Annotated in this window: 14 protein-coding genes and 1 pseudogene; 6 read left to right on the forward strand and 9 right to left on the reverse strand. The window is 59.5% G+C overall.

From position 1 onward, the window contains the following. The first annotated feature begins 89 nt into the window (after nucleotides 1–89). Nucleotides 90–1,184: a GNAT family N-acetyltransferase/peptidase C39 family protein gene (locus QYE47_RS10905; protein WP_019438514.1), complete on the forward strand. Its 1,095-nt coding sequence runs from the start codon at nucleotides 90–92 to the stop codon at nucleotides 1,182–1,184. A gap of 92 nt (nucleotides 1,185–1,276) precedes the next feature. On the opposite strand, the gene grxC is transcribed toward QYE47_RS10905, so the two are convergent. Together grxC and QYE47_RS10915 are read right to left on the reverse strand one after the other, a co-directional pair. Then, on the reverse strand, nucleotides 1,277–1,531 hold the full coding sequence (gene grxC, locus QYE47_RS10910; protein WP_070383890.1) for a glutaredoxin 3: 255 nt from the start codon (nucleotides 1,529–1,531) through the stop codon (nucleotides 1,277–1,279). A gap of 13 nt (nucleotides 1,532–1,544) precedes the next feature. After that, nucleotides 1,545–2,063, reverse strand: coding sequence for a carboxymuconolactone decarboxylase family protein (locus QYE47_RS10915; RefSeq protein ID WP_070383891.1), 519 nt, complete (start codon nucleotides 2,061–2,063; stop codon nucleotides 1,545–1,547). Nucleotides 2,064–2,192: 129 nt separating this feature from the next. Between QYE47_RS10915 and QYE47_RS10920 the strand changes: the two genes are divergently transcribed. Further along, on the forward strand, nucleotides 2,193–3,011 hold the full coding sequence (locus tag QYE47_RS10920; RefSeq protein ID WP_070383892.1) for an AraC family transcriptional regulator: 819 nt from the start codon (nucleotides 2,193–2,195) through the stop codon (nucleotides 3,009–3,011). A gap of 62 nt (nucleotides 3,012–3,073) precedes the next feature. Here QYE47_RS10920 and QYE47_RS10925 read toward each other — a convergent pair whose 3' ends face one another. Next, nucleotides 3,074–3,952: a LysR family transcriptional regulator gene (locus QYE47_RS10925; RefSeq protein WP_070383893.1), complete on the reverse strand. Its 879-nt coding sequence runs from the start codon at nucleotides 3,950–3,952 to the stop codon at nucleotides 3,074–3,076. A 107-nt stretch (nucleotides 3,953–4,059) separates the two neighbouring features. On the opposite strand from QYE47_RS10925, the gene QYE47_RS10930 reads away from it, so the two are divergent. After that, entirely contained in the window at nucleotides 4,060–5,061 is a 1,002-nt protein-coding gene (locus tag QYE47_RS10930; RefSeq protein ID WP_070383894.1) for a zinc-dependent alcohol dehydrogenase family protein, read from the forward strand. A 228-nt stretch (nucleotides 5,062–5,289) separates the two neighbouring features. Here QYE47_RS10930 and QYE47_RS10935 read toward each other — a convergent pair whose 3' ends face one another. From QYE47_RS10935 to QYE47_RS10950, 4 genes and pseudogenes are all read right to left on the reverse strand, one after another. Next, the gene (locus QYE47_RS10935; protein WP_019438508.1) at nucleotides 5,290–5,805 is read right to left on the reverse strand and encodes a GrpB family protein; all 516 of its coding nucleotides are present in this window, start codon (nucleotides 5,803–5,805) and stop codon (nucleotides 5,290–5,292) included. Between the two features lie 118 nt (nucleotides 5,806–5,923). Then, a pseudogene (locus QYE47_RS10940) lies at nucleotides 5,924–6,055 on the reverse strand (histidine phosphatase family protein); the annotation flags it as partial. 51 nt (nucleotides 6,056–6,106) lie between these two features. Next, a complete protein-coding gene (locus QYE47_RS10945; RefSeq protein ID WP_070383895.1) occupies nucleotides 6,107–7,135 on the reverse strand; it encodes an SDR family oxidoreductase in 1,029 nt (342 codons plus the stop codon). A 3-nt stretch (nucleotides 7,136–7,138) separates the two neighbouring features. After that, nucleotides 7,139–7,327 carry a hypothetical protein gene (locus QYE47_RS10950; RefSeq protein WP_019438506.1) on the reverse strand — a complete coding sequence of 63 codons (189 nt, stop codon included), beginning with the start codon at nucleotides 7,325–7,327 and terminating at the stop codon, nucleotides 7,139–7,141. 117 nt (nucleotides 7,328–7,444) lie between these two features. Here QYE47_RS10950 and QYE47_RS10955 point away from each other — a divergent pair, with 117 nt between their 5' ends. Then, nucleotides 7,445–8,326: a LysR family transcriptional regulator gene (locus QYE47_RS10955; protein ID WP_070383896.1), complete on the forward strand. Its 882-nt coding sequence runs from the start codon at nucleotides 7,445–7,447 to the stop codon at nucleotides 8,324–8,326. Nucleotides 8,327–8,456: 130 nt separating this feature from the next. Here QYE47_RS10955 and QYE47_RS10960 read toward each other — a convergent pair whose 3' ends face one another. Next, nucleotides 8,457–9,020: a helix-turn-helix domain-containing protein gene (locus tag QYE47_RS10960; protein ID WP_023389941.1), complete on the reverse strand. Its 564-nt coding sequence runs from the start codon at nucleotides 9,018–9,020 to the stop codon at nucleotides 8,457–8,459. On the opposite strand from QYE47_RS10960, the gene QYE47_RS10965 reads away from it, so the two are divergent. After that, a complete protein-coding gene (locus QYE47_RS10965) occupies nucleotides 9,015–10,013 on the forward strand; it encodes an NADP-dependent oxidoreductase (protein WP_110160112.1) in 999 nt (332 codons plus the stop codon). The two genes, QYE47_RS10960 and QYE47_RS10965, sit on opposite strands and share 6 nt — an antisense overlap. Nucleotides 10,014–10,059: 46 nt before the next feature. Next, nucleotides 10,060–10,848 (forward strand): SDR family oxidoreductase, encoded by a 789-nt coding sequence (locus QYE47_RS10970; protein ID WP_070383898.1) that lies wholly within the window; start codon nucleotides 10,060–10,062, stop codon nucleotides 10,846–10,848. A gap of 88 nt (nucleotides 10,849–10,936) precedes the next feature. Here QYE47_RS10970 and QYE47_RS10975 read toward each other — a convergent pair whose 3' ends face one another. Then, nucleotides 10,937–13,375, reverse strand: a complete 2,439-nt coding sequence (locus tag QYE47_RS10975; protein WP_070383899.1) for a TonB-dependent receptor — start codon at nucleotides 13,373–13,375, stop codon at nucleotides 10,937–10,939. Nucleotide 13,376: the final 1 nt, after the last annotated feature.

Genomic DNA, 13,376 nt, shown 5'->3' on the forward strand with positions numbered 1-13,376 from the left:
TTCGATCCCTGTTGAAGAAGACGCCCCTTCAATAAATCACGGGTTTCCCGACCTGTCCCGGTTCGTTACTCAAACATTACGGTGTTGCCATGGCTTTTGATTTTCGCTTTGCATCGGTGGCCGATATCGATGCGCTGGTTGCCCTGGAGCAGGACTGTTTCACCCTCGACCGCCTGAGCCCGCGTAATTTCAACTGGATGGTGCGACGCGCCAATGCCTGCCTTATTGTCGCTGAACAACAGGGGCATCTGGCGGGCTACGCGCTGCTGCTGTTCCATCGCGGCACGTCACTTGCCCGTCTGTATTCAATTGCCGTAAGCCCGGCCTGGCGCGGCCATGGGTTGGGCCAGCAGCTGCTGGAGCAGGCCCAGGCAAGTGCGCTTGAGCGTAATTGCGCCTGGCTGCGCCTGGAGGTGCGCGCGGACAACCCTGCGGCCATCAGCTTGTACGAAAGCAATGGCTATCAACGCTTCGCCGTGGTTGAGAACTACTACGAAGACCACAGCCAGGCGCTGCGTTTCGAGAAGCGTATCCTGCGCAGTGCTCCGCCCCCTGCACGGCAAGTGCCGTACTACGCGCAAACGACCGAGTTCACCTGCGGAGCGGCCTGCCTTTTGATGGCCATGGCTGCGGTCGAACGGGGGCGGGCCATGCACCGCAGCGAGGAAATTCAACTGTGGCGAGAAGCAACCACCATCTTCATGACGGCAGGGCACGGCGGTTGCAGCCCGCAGGGGCTTGCACTGGCGGCCTGGCGCCGCGGGTTCGAGGTGTGCATGGTGGTCAGCCAGCCTGGATCGCTGTTCCTCGATGGGGTGCGCAGTGCTCAGAAAAAAGACGTAATGCAATTGGTCGAGGACGGCTTTGCCGGGGCGTTGGCCGAAACCGACGTGCATCAGGTGCTGGCGCCCGGCCTTGATGTGCGTTCAGCGTTGCAAGCCGGGTTCAGGCCGGTGGTGCTGATTAGCAGCTACCGTTTCACCCGTCTGAAGGCCCCGCACTGGATTCTGGTCACGGGTTGCGATGACGAATTCGTGTACCTGCATGATCCTGATGTGGATCACAGCCGCCAGAAACGCATCCTGGATTGCCAGCATCTGCCCGTAAGCCATGCCGAATTTCAGCGCATGAGCAGTTTCGGCAGGCAGCGGGTAAGGGCCGCTGTGCTGTTGCGCGGGCGATAGAACGGTTGTGCAGGTGGGTACGTATGGCATGGGCAATTGAGTGAACATGAATAGTGCTCCGGATAGGCTCACATGCCGGAGCACTTTGCGCTTCAAGCGTAAAGCAATGCTTCGGGCTGGCCCTTGCGGTCAAGACGGGCCAAGTCATCGAAGCCGCCGACATGCACCTTGCCAACAAATATCTGTGGGACGGTTCGGCGTTGGGATCGCTGCATCATTTCCACCAGGTGCAGGGGTGACGCTTCAACGTTGATTTCGTCAGGGGTGATGCCCTTGCTCGACAGCAGTCGCTTGGCGCTCAGGCAGTATGGGCAGTGCGGGGTGGTATAGATAGTCACAGGGCTCATGGCGGTTACCCTCCTAGTTTGCCGATGGCGGAAAGTCGATATCGGTAGCGGCGATGTTGTTCAGGTAGTTGGTCAGGGTTAATAGCGTGACCTGTGCCACCACCTCCACGATCTTGCTATCAGTAAGCCCTGCCTCACGCGCGGCAGCGATCTGCTCGTCACTCAACTGGCCGCGCCTTGCCGTGATCTGCTGCGCCAGTGCGGCAACCGCGCTGAGTGTGCCGGCTCGGGCTTGGCTTACGGCCTCATCGCTCAAACCCGCCTTGCCGCCGAAGAAGGTGTGTGCAGCCAGGCAGTAGTCGCACCCGTTGATTTCCGAAGTGGCCAGGGCAACGACTTCACGCTCGGCGGCGCTCAGCGAGCTTTTACCCAACGCTTGGGCGAGGCCCAGGTAACCATTGAGCGCGAACGGAGCGTGCGCCAGGGTCCTGAATGCGTTGGGAATGAAGCCGAGACCTTTTTGAATGCCTTCGAGGGCTGCGCGCGAGCCAGTAGGGGCCTGGTCCAGCGAGAGAGCGGTAATTCGAGTCATGGTCGTTCTCCAATAGGTTGATTAACCGGCTTGTCTATCAAGCGTGGAGTCCATACTAGAGAGGCAGACTTTTCTTTCGGCTTCAGATCGTCGAAGTTATGCAACAGATCGTCTAAACCTGAGTGCGCTATGGACCGATTGTCGACCCTGCTTAAACACTTCAACCTGCACGCTAGCGCGTTTCACCAGGGTGGGTTCTGTGGAACCACCCACCTTGGGCACAGTGTCGGCCACGCCCATCTGTTGCGCTCGGGGCGTCTGGCCTTCAAGGACAAGCGTGGCCAGCGAATCGAGTTGACCGAACCCAGCCTGATTCTGGCGGTGCGCCCGCAGGAGCATCACTTGCTGGCCACCGCCGCCGATGAAGCGGAGTTAGTGTGCGCCACCCTGCAGTTCGATGGCGGCGCCAACAATCCGCTGACCCTGGCTTTGCCGGACTTCATCATCAAGCCCCTCGGCGAATTGCAAGGCCTTGATGGCACCCTTGACTGGCTGTTCGAAGAAGCCTTTGGAGATGAGTGTGGTCGTGATGTCATTCTCAATCGCTTGTTCGAGCTGATGATCATTCAACTGCTTCGCCACCTCATCGCTAGCCGCAGCATCGCCTCGGGAATGATGGCGGGTCTGGCCAACGCTCAGCTGTCTCGCGCGCTTGTGGGGATCCACGATGAGCCGCAGCGCAATTGGTCCGTGGCGGAACTGGCGAATCTTTCGGGCATGTCGCGGGCAAGCTTCGCCGCGCACTTTCGCGAGATCGTGGGTATTACGCCTGCGGACTACCTGGCGAACTGGCGCATCAGTCTGACGCAAAAACGCCTTCGCGAAGGGCGCCCCATTGCCCTGATCGCCGATGAGGTCGGCTACGAAAGTCCTTCTGCGCTAGCCCGAACCTTTCGCCGCAAGGTGGGCGCGAGCCCGAAACAATGGCTGCAGCAGGGAACGGTGTGACGCCTGGTCGACCGACTTGCACGCCAGGGAATGAGCAAGGTCCTGCGCCTCATCGGGGTGGCTTACACGTTCTCCCGAAGAAAATCGATGAACGCCATCGTCCTTGCCGAGCGGCGCCGCTCACGGCTGAACACGGCGCTGACCGGCAGCGCGGTCGTCTGGTATTCGTCGAGCAGGCTACACACGCCACCCTGCTCGAAGTCCGCAGCAAACAGCCATTGGGGAGACAGGGAGATGCCCAGGCCACCGAGGACCATTTCACGAATGGCCTCGCTGTTGTTGCTGGTGACGTTGCCTTTGATTGCAACCTCAAGTGCTTCGCCACGATGGGTGAAGTGCCAGCGGTCGTAATGCTCAAGCAAGGTGAAGGCGATGCAGTTGTGGCCTGCCAGTTCGGCGGGCTCGCGTGGCCGGCCATGGCGATCGAGATAGGCCGGTGCAGCATAGACTCGCCGTGTGCTGGTACCCAGGGGCACGGCCACCAGCCCCTCGCTCTTCACCACACCAATGCGGATGGCCAGGTCGATGTTTTCCATGAGCAGGTCTTCGTTGTAATCGTTCAGGCGCAGGTCAATCTGCACATCGGGGTGGCGCTGTAGAAAAGCCCCGATCAGGGGCGCTATGCACAGCCTCCCATAGCTGACCGGTGCGGCTATTCGCAGGGGGCCGGCGATCTGCTCCTGGCCGCTGGCGAAGCTGCGCGTGGCATGCTCTAGCTGGCTGAGAATCTCCTGGCAGTGGCTGTAGAAGCGTTGCCCTTGATCGGTGAGGGCGAGGTGCCGGGTGCTGCGGGCGAACACGGCTCCGCCCAGGTACTGCTCCAACGCACGGACCTGCTTGCTGACTGCCGGCTGCCCCATGTTCAGCTCCCGAGCCACTGCGGAAAACGAGCCACGCTCCACGACGCGCACGAAGATGCGCATGCTGTCGAACAGATCCATCGCTATTTGGCCTCTTTGAGGAATAAGTAATATCCAAATTTAGTTTCTTATCGGAATGAGGAAGACGGTGCAACCTGTAAGCGTCCACTCATTCAGAGGTTCCCGTCATGAATCAGACCATGCTTGCCGCTATCGCCGAATCCGCCCAGACCGCGCTGGTCGTGCGCCACATCGCCCGCCCTGTGCCCGGTAAGGGGCAGGTTTTGGTGCGGATTCACGCCGCCGGGGTCAACCCGCTCGACACCAAGATTGCAATCGGTGCGGGTGCTCACGCCCGCCAGGAGTTGCCGGCCGTGCTCGGCCTGGATCTCGCCGGTACGGTCGTCGAACTGGGCGAGGCAGTTGATGGCTTCACGCCTGGCCAGGAGGTCTTCGGCATGGCCGGCGGAATCGGCGGCGCCCAAGGCACCCTGGCCGAATACATCGCCGTGGATGCCAGGCTGATTGCATCAAAGCCGCATGCACTCGGCATGCGTGAGGCTGCCGCGCTGCCGTTGGTATTCATCACCGCCTGGGAAGGTTTGGTAGATCGCGCCAATGTTCGTAGTGGTCAGCGTGTGCTGATTCATGGCGGCGCAGGTGGCGTCGGCCAAGTTGCGGTGCAATTGGCCAAGGCTCGCGGTGCCGAAGTCTACGCCACCGGTTCGGCGGGCAATCTCGACTTCATTCGCTCGCTGGGGGCCACGGCGATTGACTATCAGGCGCAGGGTGTAGAGGCCTATGTCGAACAATATACGGCCGGGGAAGGTTTCGACATCGTTTATGACACCGTCGGCGGCAGCACGTTGGACGCGTCATTCAAGGCAGTAAAGCCTTATACCGGGCACGTACTCAGCTGCCTCGGTTGGGGCCAACACAGTCTCGCGCCTTTATCCTTCAAAAGTGCCACCTACTCGGGCGTATTTACCCTGGCACCGCTGCTAACCGGCAAGGGACGCGAACACCATGGAAGTATCCTGCGCGAGGCTGCTGTTCTGGCCAATGCCGGGCAACTGGCGATCCGGGTGGACCCGCAACAGTTTGCATTGGATGAGGTCAACGACGCTTTCCGACAGGTCGCTGAAGGTCGCGGCAGGGGCAAGACGGTTATCCAGTTGATAAGTGAATAGTCTCCTGAGCTTTATCAATCAGTAATTACCCGCCAGAAACGCCCGCTTCAAGCCTTGGCTGGCCTTCGCAAACAACTGCCAAAGGCGGACATGGCAAGTGATCATGAAAGTCGTTCCTTGATGTGAGGGGCTTTGTTCCAGGCGGCCGGCGGCCGGCCAAGCTGGCCGCAATCGAAGTGGTGACTTCGTCGCTACTGTCGGGAGGAAAGGGTGTGCCAGAAAAATCGATCATTCACGCGTGGTTATACCGGCATGAAGCAGCGCCGCGATAATGAAAGGCGCCTTTTTCTCTAGATACTCAGCCATCCCACCCGTATTGCTCGACTCCAACTGAAGCTTCAGCGTTTCATACTGTTGGCGGATCGAGGCATCGCGCCTAAGCAAATCTCTGAACCCCAGCATCTGAGTGATCGTCAGGTGGTCGCGGGTACAAACATGGAGCTTGTGCGTGCGAATCCCATCCACATTGCGCCGGTAGAAATGATGGCCCTCTGACAGATCACTTCCCCGTACATACCCCAAAGCCATCAACACCTCGTCCCGCGTCGAGGTATTGCGATGCGCGTGAACCTCAATGAGCACATCGAGTTCGGGCTTCGCCGCCAGCCCTGGGACAGACGTGCTTCCAACGTGGTGGATAGCAATCAGTTCAGCGTCGAATGCCGAGGCAATGAGTGGCTTGTCTGTCAGGAAGCGGGCGGGCCATGTGGGATCGTAGGGGGTAATCTTGCTGGTCAGTGCCATGTCCGTTCCTTGGCGATAACTACTTGAGGCGCCGGATTGTCCATCAAGGCGTGTGCATTTACCACCGACTTACAGGTCAATAACTGTCGGCAATATGTGTATTCGGAATCCGGGCGATTCACGCTTCAACACCCGCATATCGATAGACCGTCGCACTCCAATACTGGCTGCCGGTACGCGTTTGGCGTTTCCATCCGTCTGCCATCAGGTGCTTGGAGATCATCCGATTCATGAAACCATGACCGAACAATGGCTGCGACTCGTTTTGGCTGGCCGTGGCGCATCAGGATTATTTCCCCGCTCACAGTAGGCTGCCTTTTTCAAACCAGCCGTGATCACGGTACCACGCCACGGTGTCGGCGATTGTCAGCTCTAGTGCCCGGAAACTCAGTCCAAGCTCCTGTTCACTCTTGCGGTGGTCGAAACGGGTGCGGTCCTGCTCTCGAACCAGTAGACGCAACGTGGCCATGCTCAGCAGAATGGGTCTGCCGGTCAGGCGCGCATAGATCTCCTGCACAGCCGCCAAGGTGTATAGAAAGGGCAGCGGTATTTGTCGGGCTGGTGTCTTGACGCCCGCCATGCGTCCTAAAACAGGCACCAGTTCGCGCATTGTCATATGTCGGCCCGCCGCGAGATAGCGCTCACCTCGGCGCCCATGTCTGGCTGCGGCAATTTGTGCCAATGCCACATCGCGGGCATCGACAATGGAAAAACTGCCAGGGATCAACCCGGGCAATTTGCCCTGTACCACATCGTTGACCAATTGCCCCGACGAGGTTGGGCCAATGTCGCCAGGCCCCCACATCCAACCAGGCAGGACCATACAGGCATGCATCTGGGGATGGCTCTCCAGGAACGACAATACGACACGGTCAGCGAGGATCTTGCTGCGGTAGTAGTCATCTGCGTCGGCGTCGGCCCTCAGGCAGTTCTCCTCGATGGACGTGCCAGGTGCGCCGTCGAGCACAGCAATGGAAGACGTATGGATGAACCGTCGTATGCCGGCCCGGTAGGCCTGCTCAAGCAGGCGCCGCGTACCCGACACGTTTATCTGTTCGAGTTCGTTCCAGTGGCTGCCGCCCTTGTAGTTATCGCGGAAGAACGCGGCTGTGTGAAATACCGTATCGCAGCCTTGCAGCGACGCTGCGAATGCGTCGACCTTGGCCATGTCCCCAACGACCAGTTCCACCCCCGGCAGATTGTTGAACTGCTGTTCACCTTTGGCTTTTGAGCGGACCAGGCCTTTGACCGTGTAGCCGCGAGCGACCAATTCACGCACCAGGTTGTTGCCCAGCAAGCCGGTTGCTCCGGTCACAAATACGCTGCGCATGGCTCAACACGCTCGCTGTTCGGTTAACGGCAGCAACACGGCGCTGTCGAAAAAGGCCTTGTCATTGACGACCCGACCCATGGTATCGAGGTGGATGCAATCGTCGCCAACCACTGCAAGCAACGCCTCTGGATCTGGTCGTTTGAAAGCGCCAGAGGCGTGCTGCGCATAGACGTTGGGGGTGATAGTCATAAAATCCGGTCCATTCGTATCGAAGGGCTATAGATATACCTTTGAGGACGCTTTCGAAAAACAGCAATCACTGCATAATGGCTTTGCATATTCGCAAAGCCAGGAATGACTGACAGTATGACGTTGCACGCAAATTGGGATGATCTTCGCCTTCTGCTGGCCGTCTCGCGACGTGGCAGTTTTCTTCAGGCTGGACAATTGCTCGGTATCGCAGCTTCTACATTGTCACGCCGCTTGACCCAACTTGAGATTGCAGTGGGCGAGCCACTTGTCGAGCGCGGCGTTGAAGGATGCCGGCTGACGTCCCGGGGGCAATCCCTGGTGGAAGTTGCTATCGCTGCAGAATCAGGCTTGAGGCGGCAAACCCTTTCTGGCACATCGCAGCAGCCTACCGAGCTGTCCGGCAGTGTGTTGGTCAGTGCAGGGGAGGGGTTCTCGGATTACGTTCTGGAGGCGATAAGGCGCTTTACATCCCTGCACCCGCGTTGCTCCGTGGAGCTAACGGTGGCAGCCGACTTTCACAAGATCGCCCGCGGTGTGGCAGATGTTGCTGTGCGCACCGCCCATCTGGGGGAACCGTCACTGATTTATCGACCCATTGGCCGGCTCGCCTACGGCATCTTTGCTGCCCCGGGTTATCTGAAGCAATTTCCAGGCGTGACACTTACCACGGCAGTCAGTGTGTCCTTGCTTCCCCCGCTGGATATTTTGCCGCAAATGCGAGCGGCAAAGGCCGCAGGTCTGGACCGCGCGCAGATCAGCGTGAACTCTTTCGCCGTGCAGCTCCAGTCGGTGAGGCGAGGGATGGGGGTGGCTGTGCTGCCCCGTATCGCGGCTACCGATTTGGTCGAGCTGTTCCCGCATCTCCAGCTTCCAGATATGGAGATCTATTTGGTGACCCGGCCTCAGGCCTTGAAGCAAGCTCACATCAAATGCTTTTTTGACACCTTGGAGCGGGTTCTGCTCGAAGCCCTATCCTCGGCACATGTCGACGGTTGATCCACCAGCACCCTGATCACTGCGCAGCACCTCACTGGCCGTCGACCCGTCCCCCAAACCCGCAGGCATTCTTCGGCCGAAGACGGCATGGTGCTGCACGCCCGCTGGTTCCAAGGCTGCAGAGGTCGTGTCAATTTTCCTCAGGTGTGACAATACGCAGGGGGCGCGTGCCGATCTTCGCCCCCGTAATCTCGTCCACGGCGACAGCTTTGATTTCTGTGCCTGTTTGCGCATCGAAGAAGCGAGTCAGCTTACCACCGCCTCGGTATTGCTGGCCCCATGCACCAATCATGAACAGCACAGGCAGAAAATCGCGACCCGCAGCGGTCAGCAGGTACTCCTCCCTAGGCGGGTGCTCCGAATAACGCCGCTTCTCCAGTAATCCTTCCTCCGTCAGTGTCGCCAGCCGGCGGGTCAGCATTGTCGGTGCAATACCCAGGCTTTTCCTGAATTGGTCAAAGCGAGAAAGGCCGGCATGGGCATCACGCAGGATCAATATGCTCCAGGCATCACCGGCAACTGCCAGGCTGCGGGCGATCGGGCACGGGTTATCGCAACTATTTTTCACGTCCATACTATTTTGATAGTGACCTGCCTGCGAAAGGGTAGTATTGTCTGTATCAAATCGATAGTAACACCTCGATGACAAGCCATCCACCCGCAAAAACCAATGATGAATAGCCGAACCATGCAAGCACTGACCTTCAAGCGCTACGGCAAGTCACCCGACATCGGGTTGGCCGACGTTCCCCGCCCCACGCCAAAGGCTGACGAATTACTGGTGCAAGTCCACGCTGCTGGCCTGAACCCGATCGACAACATGATTCCAACGGGGATGTTCAAGCCTGTATTGCATTTCCAGCTGCCAGCCACCCTGGGCAGCGATCTGGCCGGCATCGTGACCGAGGTGGGTAGCAATGTGACCCGCTTCAAGCCAGGCGATGCTGTCTTCGCCAGCATCTTCGATCTTGGCACAGGGGCGATTGCGGAATTCGCGGTTGTGCCGGAAAGCGCCGCCGCGCTGAAACCGGCCAATCTGAGCTTCGAGCAGGCGGCGTCGATCCCGATGGTCGGCCTCACCTCATGGCAAGCGCTGAAAGAGCGCCTCAAGCTTCAGGCCGGGCAGAAGGTGTTCATTCCTGCCGGGTCGGGTGGTATCGGTACGTTCGCAATCCAGTTGGCCAAACACCTCGGTGCAAAGGTGGGCACCACAACCAGTACAGGCAACGTTGACCTGGTGCGCGCTCTGGGGGCGGACGAGGTTGTGGACTACAAGACGCAGGATTTCGAGACCGTGCTGCGCGACTACGACGCGGTGCTCGGCACCGTAAGGGGGGATGCGATTGAAAAATCCATGTCCATCCTCAGACCCGGAAGCCAGATTGTCTCGCTCATTGGCCCACTGGATGCTGCGTTCGCCCGGGCCAAACGCCTGAACCTCCTCCTGACCTTCGTGTTCGGCCTGATGAGCCGCAAGATCATGCGCCTGGCAAAGAGGCGGAATGTCCAATACTCGTTTCTTTTCGTGCAGCCCGACGGTGCCCAACTCGCCGAAATCGGCAAGCTTCTGGACACCCAGCGAATTCGGCCGGTGATCGACCGGGTATTTCCGTTCGAGGACGCAAAGGGTGCGCTTGAGTACCTTGCTCAAGGGCGTTCCAAGGGCAAGGTCGTAATCAAGATGTGACTGCCGCCGTATTTCTCACACAACCATCGACATAAAGGTAACTTCCATGACCACACGTCCGACCGTACTCATTACCGGCGCCTCCAGCGGCATTGGCGCCACCTACGCCGAGCGCTTCGCCCGTCGTGGCCACGATCTCATCCTTGTGGCGCGCGACACAACGCGCATGGAGGCGCTTGCATTACGCTTGCGCGAGGAAAGCCATGTGGCCGTTGAGGTGCTGCCAGCCGACCTGACCAGCTCGGCAGACCTGTCCGTGCTTGAAAGTCGGCTGCGCGACGACGCCAATATCGGCGTGTTGATCAACAACGCGGGTATGGCCCAATCGGGTGGTTTCCTGGACCAGTCCGCTGAAGCTATTGAGCGCCTTGTCACGCTCAACACCACCGCGCTGACGCGGCTCGCTGCTGCGATCGCGCCGCGCCTAGCGCAGTCGGGCACTGGTGCGATCGTCAACGTGGGTTCAGTGGTGGGTTTTGCGCCCGAGTTCGGCATGTCCATCTACGGCGCTACCAAAGCCTTCGTGCTGTTTCTGTCACAGGGGCTGAGTCAGGAGCTGTCACCCAAGGGCGTCTACGTGCAAGCCGTGCTGCCGGCAGCGACCCGTACCGAGATCTGGGCGCGTGCCGGCATTGACGTCAACACACTCCCGGAGGTGATGGAGGTCGGTGAGCTGGTCGATGCTGCACTTGTCGGTTTCGATCGTCGCGAGTTGGTAACCATCCCGCCACTTCATGTTGCCGAGCGCTGGGATGCGCTGGAAGGTGCGCGTCAAGGGCTGATGTCTGACATTCGACAAACCCACGCGGCTGAACGATATCAGCGGCCACTGTGAACGCGTGATTGTGTACGAATGATCGAATCCGCCACCCAGGAAACAATGACCACCAGGCTCGTAATCGGCCTGGTGGTTTTTCACCACCTTACCAATTGTGCGTATAACTGGCAGTCAACACAGTGCCTGGCGCCGGCAAATGGCTGGTGTTGTTGTTATTGCGCAGCAATTGGCTGTAGAGCGGGTAATAGGCGCGATTGAACAAGTTCTGGATGCCGACGCTTACCTTGTCGTCGGCAGAGATCTGGTACTGGCTGACCACGTCTACTGTCGTATAGGTACTTACCTGATGCCGACCAAAGCTGTCCACACCGTCGAGCCTGTAGTCCTTGGCGTCGAAGAACGTGGCTTGCAAGCGGTTGCTCCAATCCAGGCTCGGCTTGTACTGAACGTAGGCAGTCAGCTTCAGGGGGGGAACACGATAGCCGGTCATGTCTTGCCAACCTTTGCCGTCCGGCTTTTCTCGCCCGCGCATCCAGGTAGCACTCCCCCCTGCGCCCCACACCGCATCGTCCGATAGCCAATCGGCACTGGCTTCAGCACCGTAGATACGCTCCTTTGTGCGGGTCAGAATCAAGCCATTGTTGAAACTTTGCACGTCCCCCAGTTTGGAGGTGGTGTAGAACAGCGCCAGGGTGCCGAGGGTGTTGCTACCTAGCTCTCCTCGCCAGCCAAGCTCATAGTTATTGGTTTTGACCGGTTCCAGGTTCGATGCGCCGATGTCGAAGCCACGGCGCGCATTGCGCAACTGAATGCCCACGTCGGGCAACTGGAAGCCCTGGCTGAAGGAGGCGTAGATTTCCTGGCCGAGTACCGGTGAGTAGACAATGCCCAGGTTCGACAGCACCGCATCGTAATGAATGTCCCCACCCTTCACTGCCACAGGGGAGGCAGCCCTGGATTCGGACAAAGGGACGAAGTCATCGAATTCGGCGGTGGAGTATTCGTAGCGCAGGCCGCCGTCGACCGACCAGTGCTCATCGAAGCGATGCTGAAGCTGCGCGAACGCACCGGCGCTTCGGGTCTTGAGCGGGGGCATGTAGGTGAGCTTGCCGGTCTTGTCGAAGACCAGGCCGCCACTGGCGTCATAAGCCGCAGGGTCGAAGACGTCGAGCGGCATGTCACTGCGCTCCTGGTTATAGTCGCCACCCCACACCAGCTCGGTACTGCCGCTGTCGCCAAGTGGCGTGCGCAGGGTCAGGCGGCTGCCGAACACTTCGCTGTTCTGCATGATCTGGTCTACGTTGCCGCCGCGGGTTGCAACGGCCCGGGCGTCGAACGGCGTGAACCGGGTGAAGTAGTCCCGGTAATACATCTGGGCAGAAAGTCGGCTGCCGAGAATGTCGAGGTTCTCGTACTCCAGGTTCAGCAGGGTGTTGCGAATGCGGTTCTGTTCGTCGAGATCCAGGCCCTTGATCGCATTGGCCGGCACCGAGCCTGCGGGGAGTTTCGCGACGCTGGGGTCTGTAGCGTAGTCGGTGTCCTGGCGTGCATCGTAATGGCTGATGGCGAGCTGGATTCGCTGGTTCTCGTCAATGTGCAGCCCCAGCTTGCCGCCAATGTTGTAGATGTTCGAATCGAACAGGTCGCCCTGACTGGGTTCCGGAGCGATCCGGTCGCCGTGCGCATCGTACGAGGCACCGATGTGGCGGGTACCGAAGTCGAACGAGTAGTCCACCGCGCCCTGAGAGCCTGCAAAATACTGCTGGAACTGGCCCCCCAGGCCATCGCTGCCCAGGCGGGTAAGTGGCGAGGTGGCGCTCAGGCTGGTTTCGGCACGGTTTTCACCGCCAGCAGGTCGTGTAGTGATGGCGATGATGCCCCCCGTGGCACCGCTGCCGTATATAGCGCTGCTGCCACGAATGACTTCGACCCGTTCGATCAGCGCCGGGTCGATGTTGGCCAGGTTGCGCGAAGAGTCGCGGTTGGTATTGAGCGGCACCCCGTCGACCATGACCAACATGCTGCGCCCACGCAGGGTCTGGCCGTACTCGGTGACGGTGCGGCTGGAGTCGGACATGCCCGGAATCACCTTGGCCAGTACCGTGGCCAGGCTCTCTGAACCCTGGCGCAGCTCCTGCAGTTGTTCATGCTCGAGAACAGTGGACTGCCGCGTCGCGGACACCAGGCTACTGCTGGTGCGCGAGGCCGTGATTTCCATCTGCGCCATTTCCACGGGTACGCTTCGGGTTTCGGAACTGGGTGCAGGGGTGCCTTGCGCGATGATGACGAAGGTGCGCTCATCCTTGGCCTGTACTTGCAAGCCACTGTCCTTGAGCAGCGTTTGAAGTGCTTCCTCAGGTGTGAACCGCCCCTTCACCGCGGGCGCGTTTCGGCCTGCACCGAGCTCGCTGGCAAAGATGATCTGTACCGAAGACTGCTGAGCAAGGGCGTTGATGGCCTCCCCAAGCGGCGCGGCAGGGAGATCCACGTTCACCCGTTCCCGGCCCTGGGCCGACATTGCGATGAGCAGGCTACTGGCAAGCAATGACAGGCGTAGTTGGCGACTGCGGAGGGGAAAATGCACT

It is taken from the genome of Pseudomonas sp. 2,4-D (genome assembly GCF_030418155.1).
Lineage (GTDB): Bacteria > Pseudomonadota > Gammaproteobacteria > Pseudomonadales > Pseudomonadaceae > Aquipseudomonas > Aquipseudomonas alloputida.

What these genes read in the sequence shown, in the direction of transcription:
- QYE47_RS10930 (WP_070383894.1), top strand. Translation starts at nt 4,060, where the DNA reads ATGAATCAGACCATGCTTGCCGCTATCGCCGAATCCGCCCAGACCGCG.
- QYE47_RS10905 (WP_019438514.1), top strand. Translation starts at nt 90, where the DNA reads ATGGCTTTTGATTTTCGCTTTGCATCGGTGGCCGATATCGATGCGCTG.
- QYE47_RS10950 (WP_019438506.1), bottom strand. Translation starts at nt 7,327, where the DNA reads ATGACTATCACCCCCAACGTCTATGCGCAGCACGCCTCTGGCGCTTTC.
- QYE47_RS10970 (WP_070383898.1), top strand. Translation starts at nt 10,060, where the DNA reads ATGACCACACGTCCGACCGTACTCATTACCGGCGCCTCCAGCGGCATT.
- QYE47_RS10965 (WP_110160112.1), top strand. Translation starts at nt 9,015, where the DNA reads ATGCAAGCACTGACCTTCAAGCGCTACGGCAAGTCACCCGACATCGGG.
- QYE47_RS10920 (WP_070383892.1), top strand. Translation starts at nt 2,193, where the DNA reads ATGGACCGATTGTCGACCCTGCTTAAACACTTCAACCTGCACGCTAGC.
- QYE47_RS10915 (WP_070383891.1), bottom strand. Translation starts at nt 2,063, where the DNA reads ATGACTCGAATTACCGCTCTCTCGCTGGACCAGGCCCCTACTGGCTCG.
- QYE47_RS10935 (WP_019438508.1), bottom strand. Translation starts at nt 5,805, where the DNA reads ATGGCACTGACCAGCAAGATTACCCCCTACGATCCCACATGGCCCGCC.
- QYE47_RS10945 (WP_070383895.1), bottom strand. Translation starts at nt 7,135, where the DNA reads ATGCGCAGCGTATTTGTGACCGGAGCAACCGGCTTGCTGGGCAACAAC.
- grxC (WP_070383890.1), bottom strand. Translation starts at nt 1,531, where the DNA reads ATGAGCCCTGTGACTATCTATACCACCCCGCACTGCCCATACTGCCTG.
- QYE47_RS10925 (WP_070383893.1), bottom strand. Translation starts at nt 3,952, where the DNA reads ATGGATCTGTTCGACAGCATGCGCATCTTCGTGCGCGTCGTGGAGCGT.
- QYE47_RS10955 (WP_070383896.1), top strand. Translation starts at nt 7,445, where the DNA reads ATGACGTTGCACGCAAATTGGGATGATCTTCGCCTTCTGCTGGCCGTC.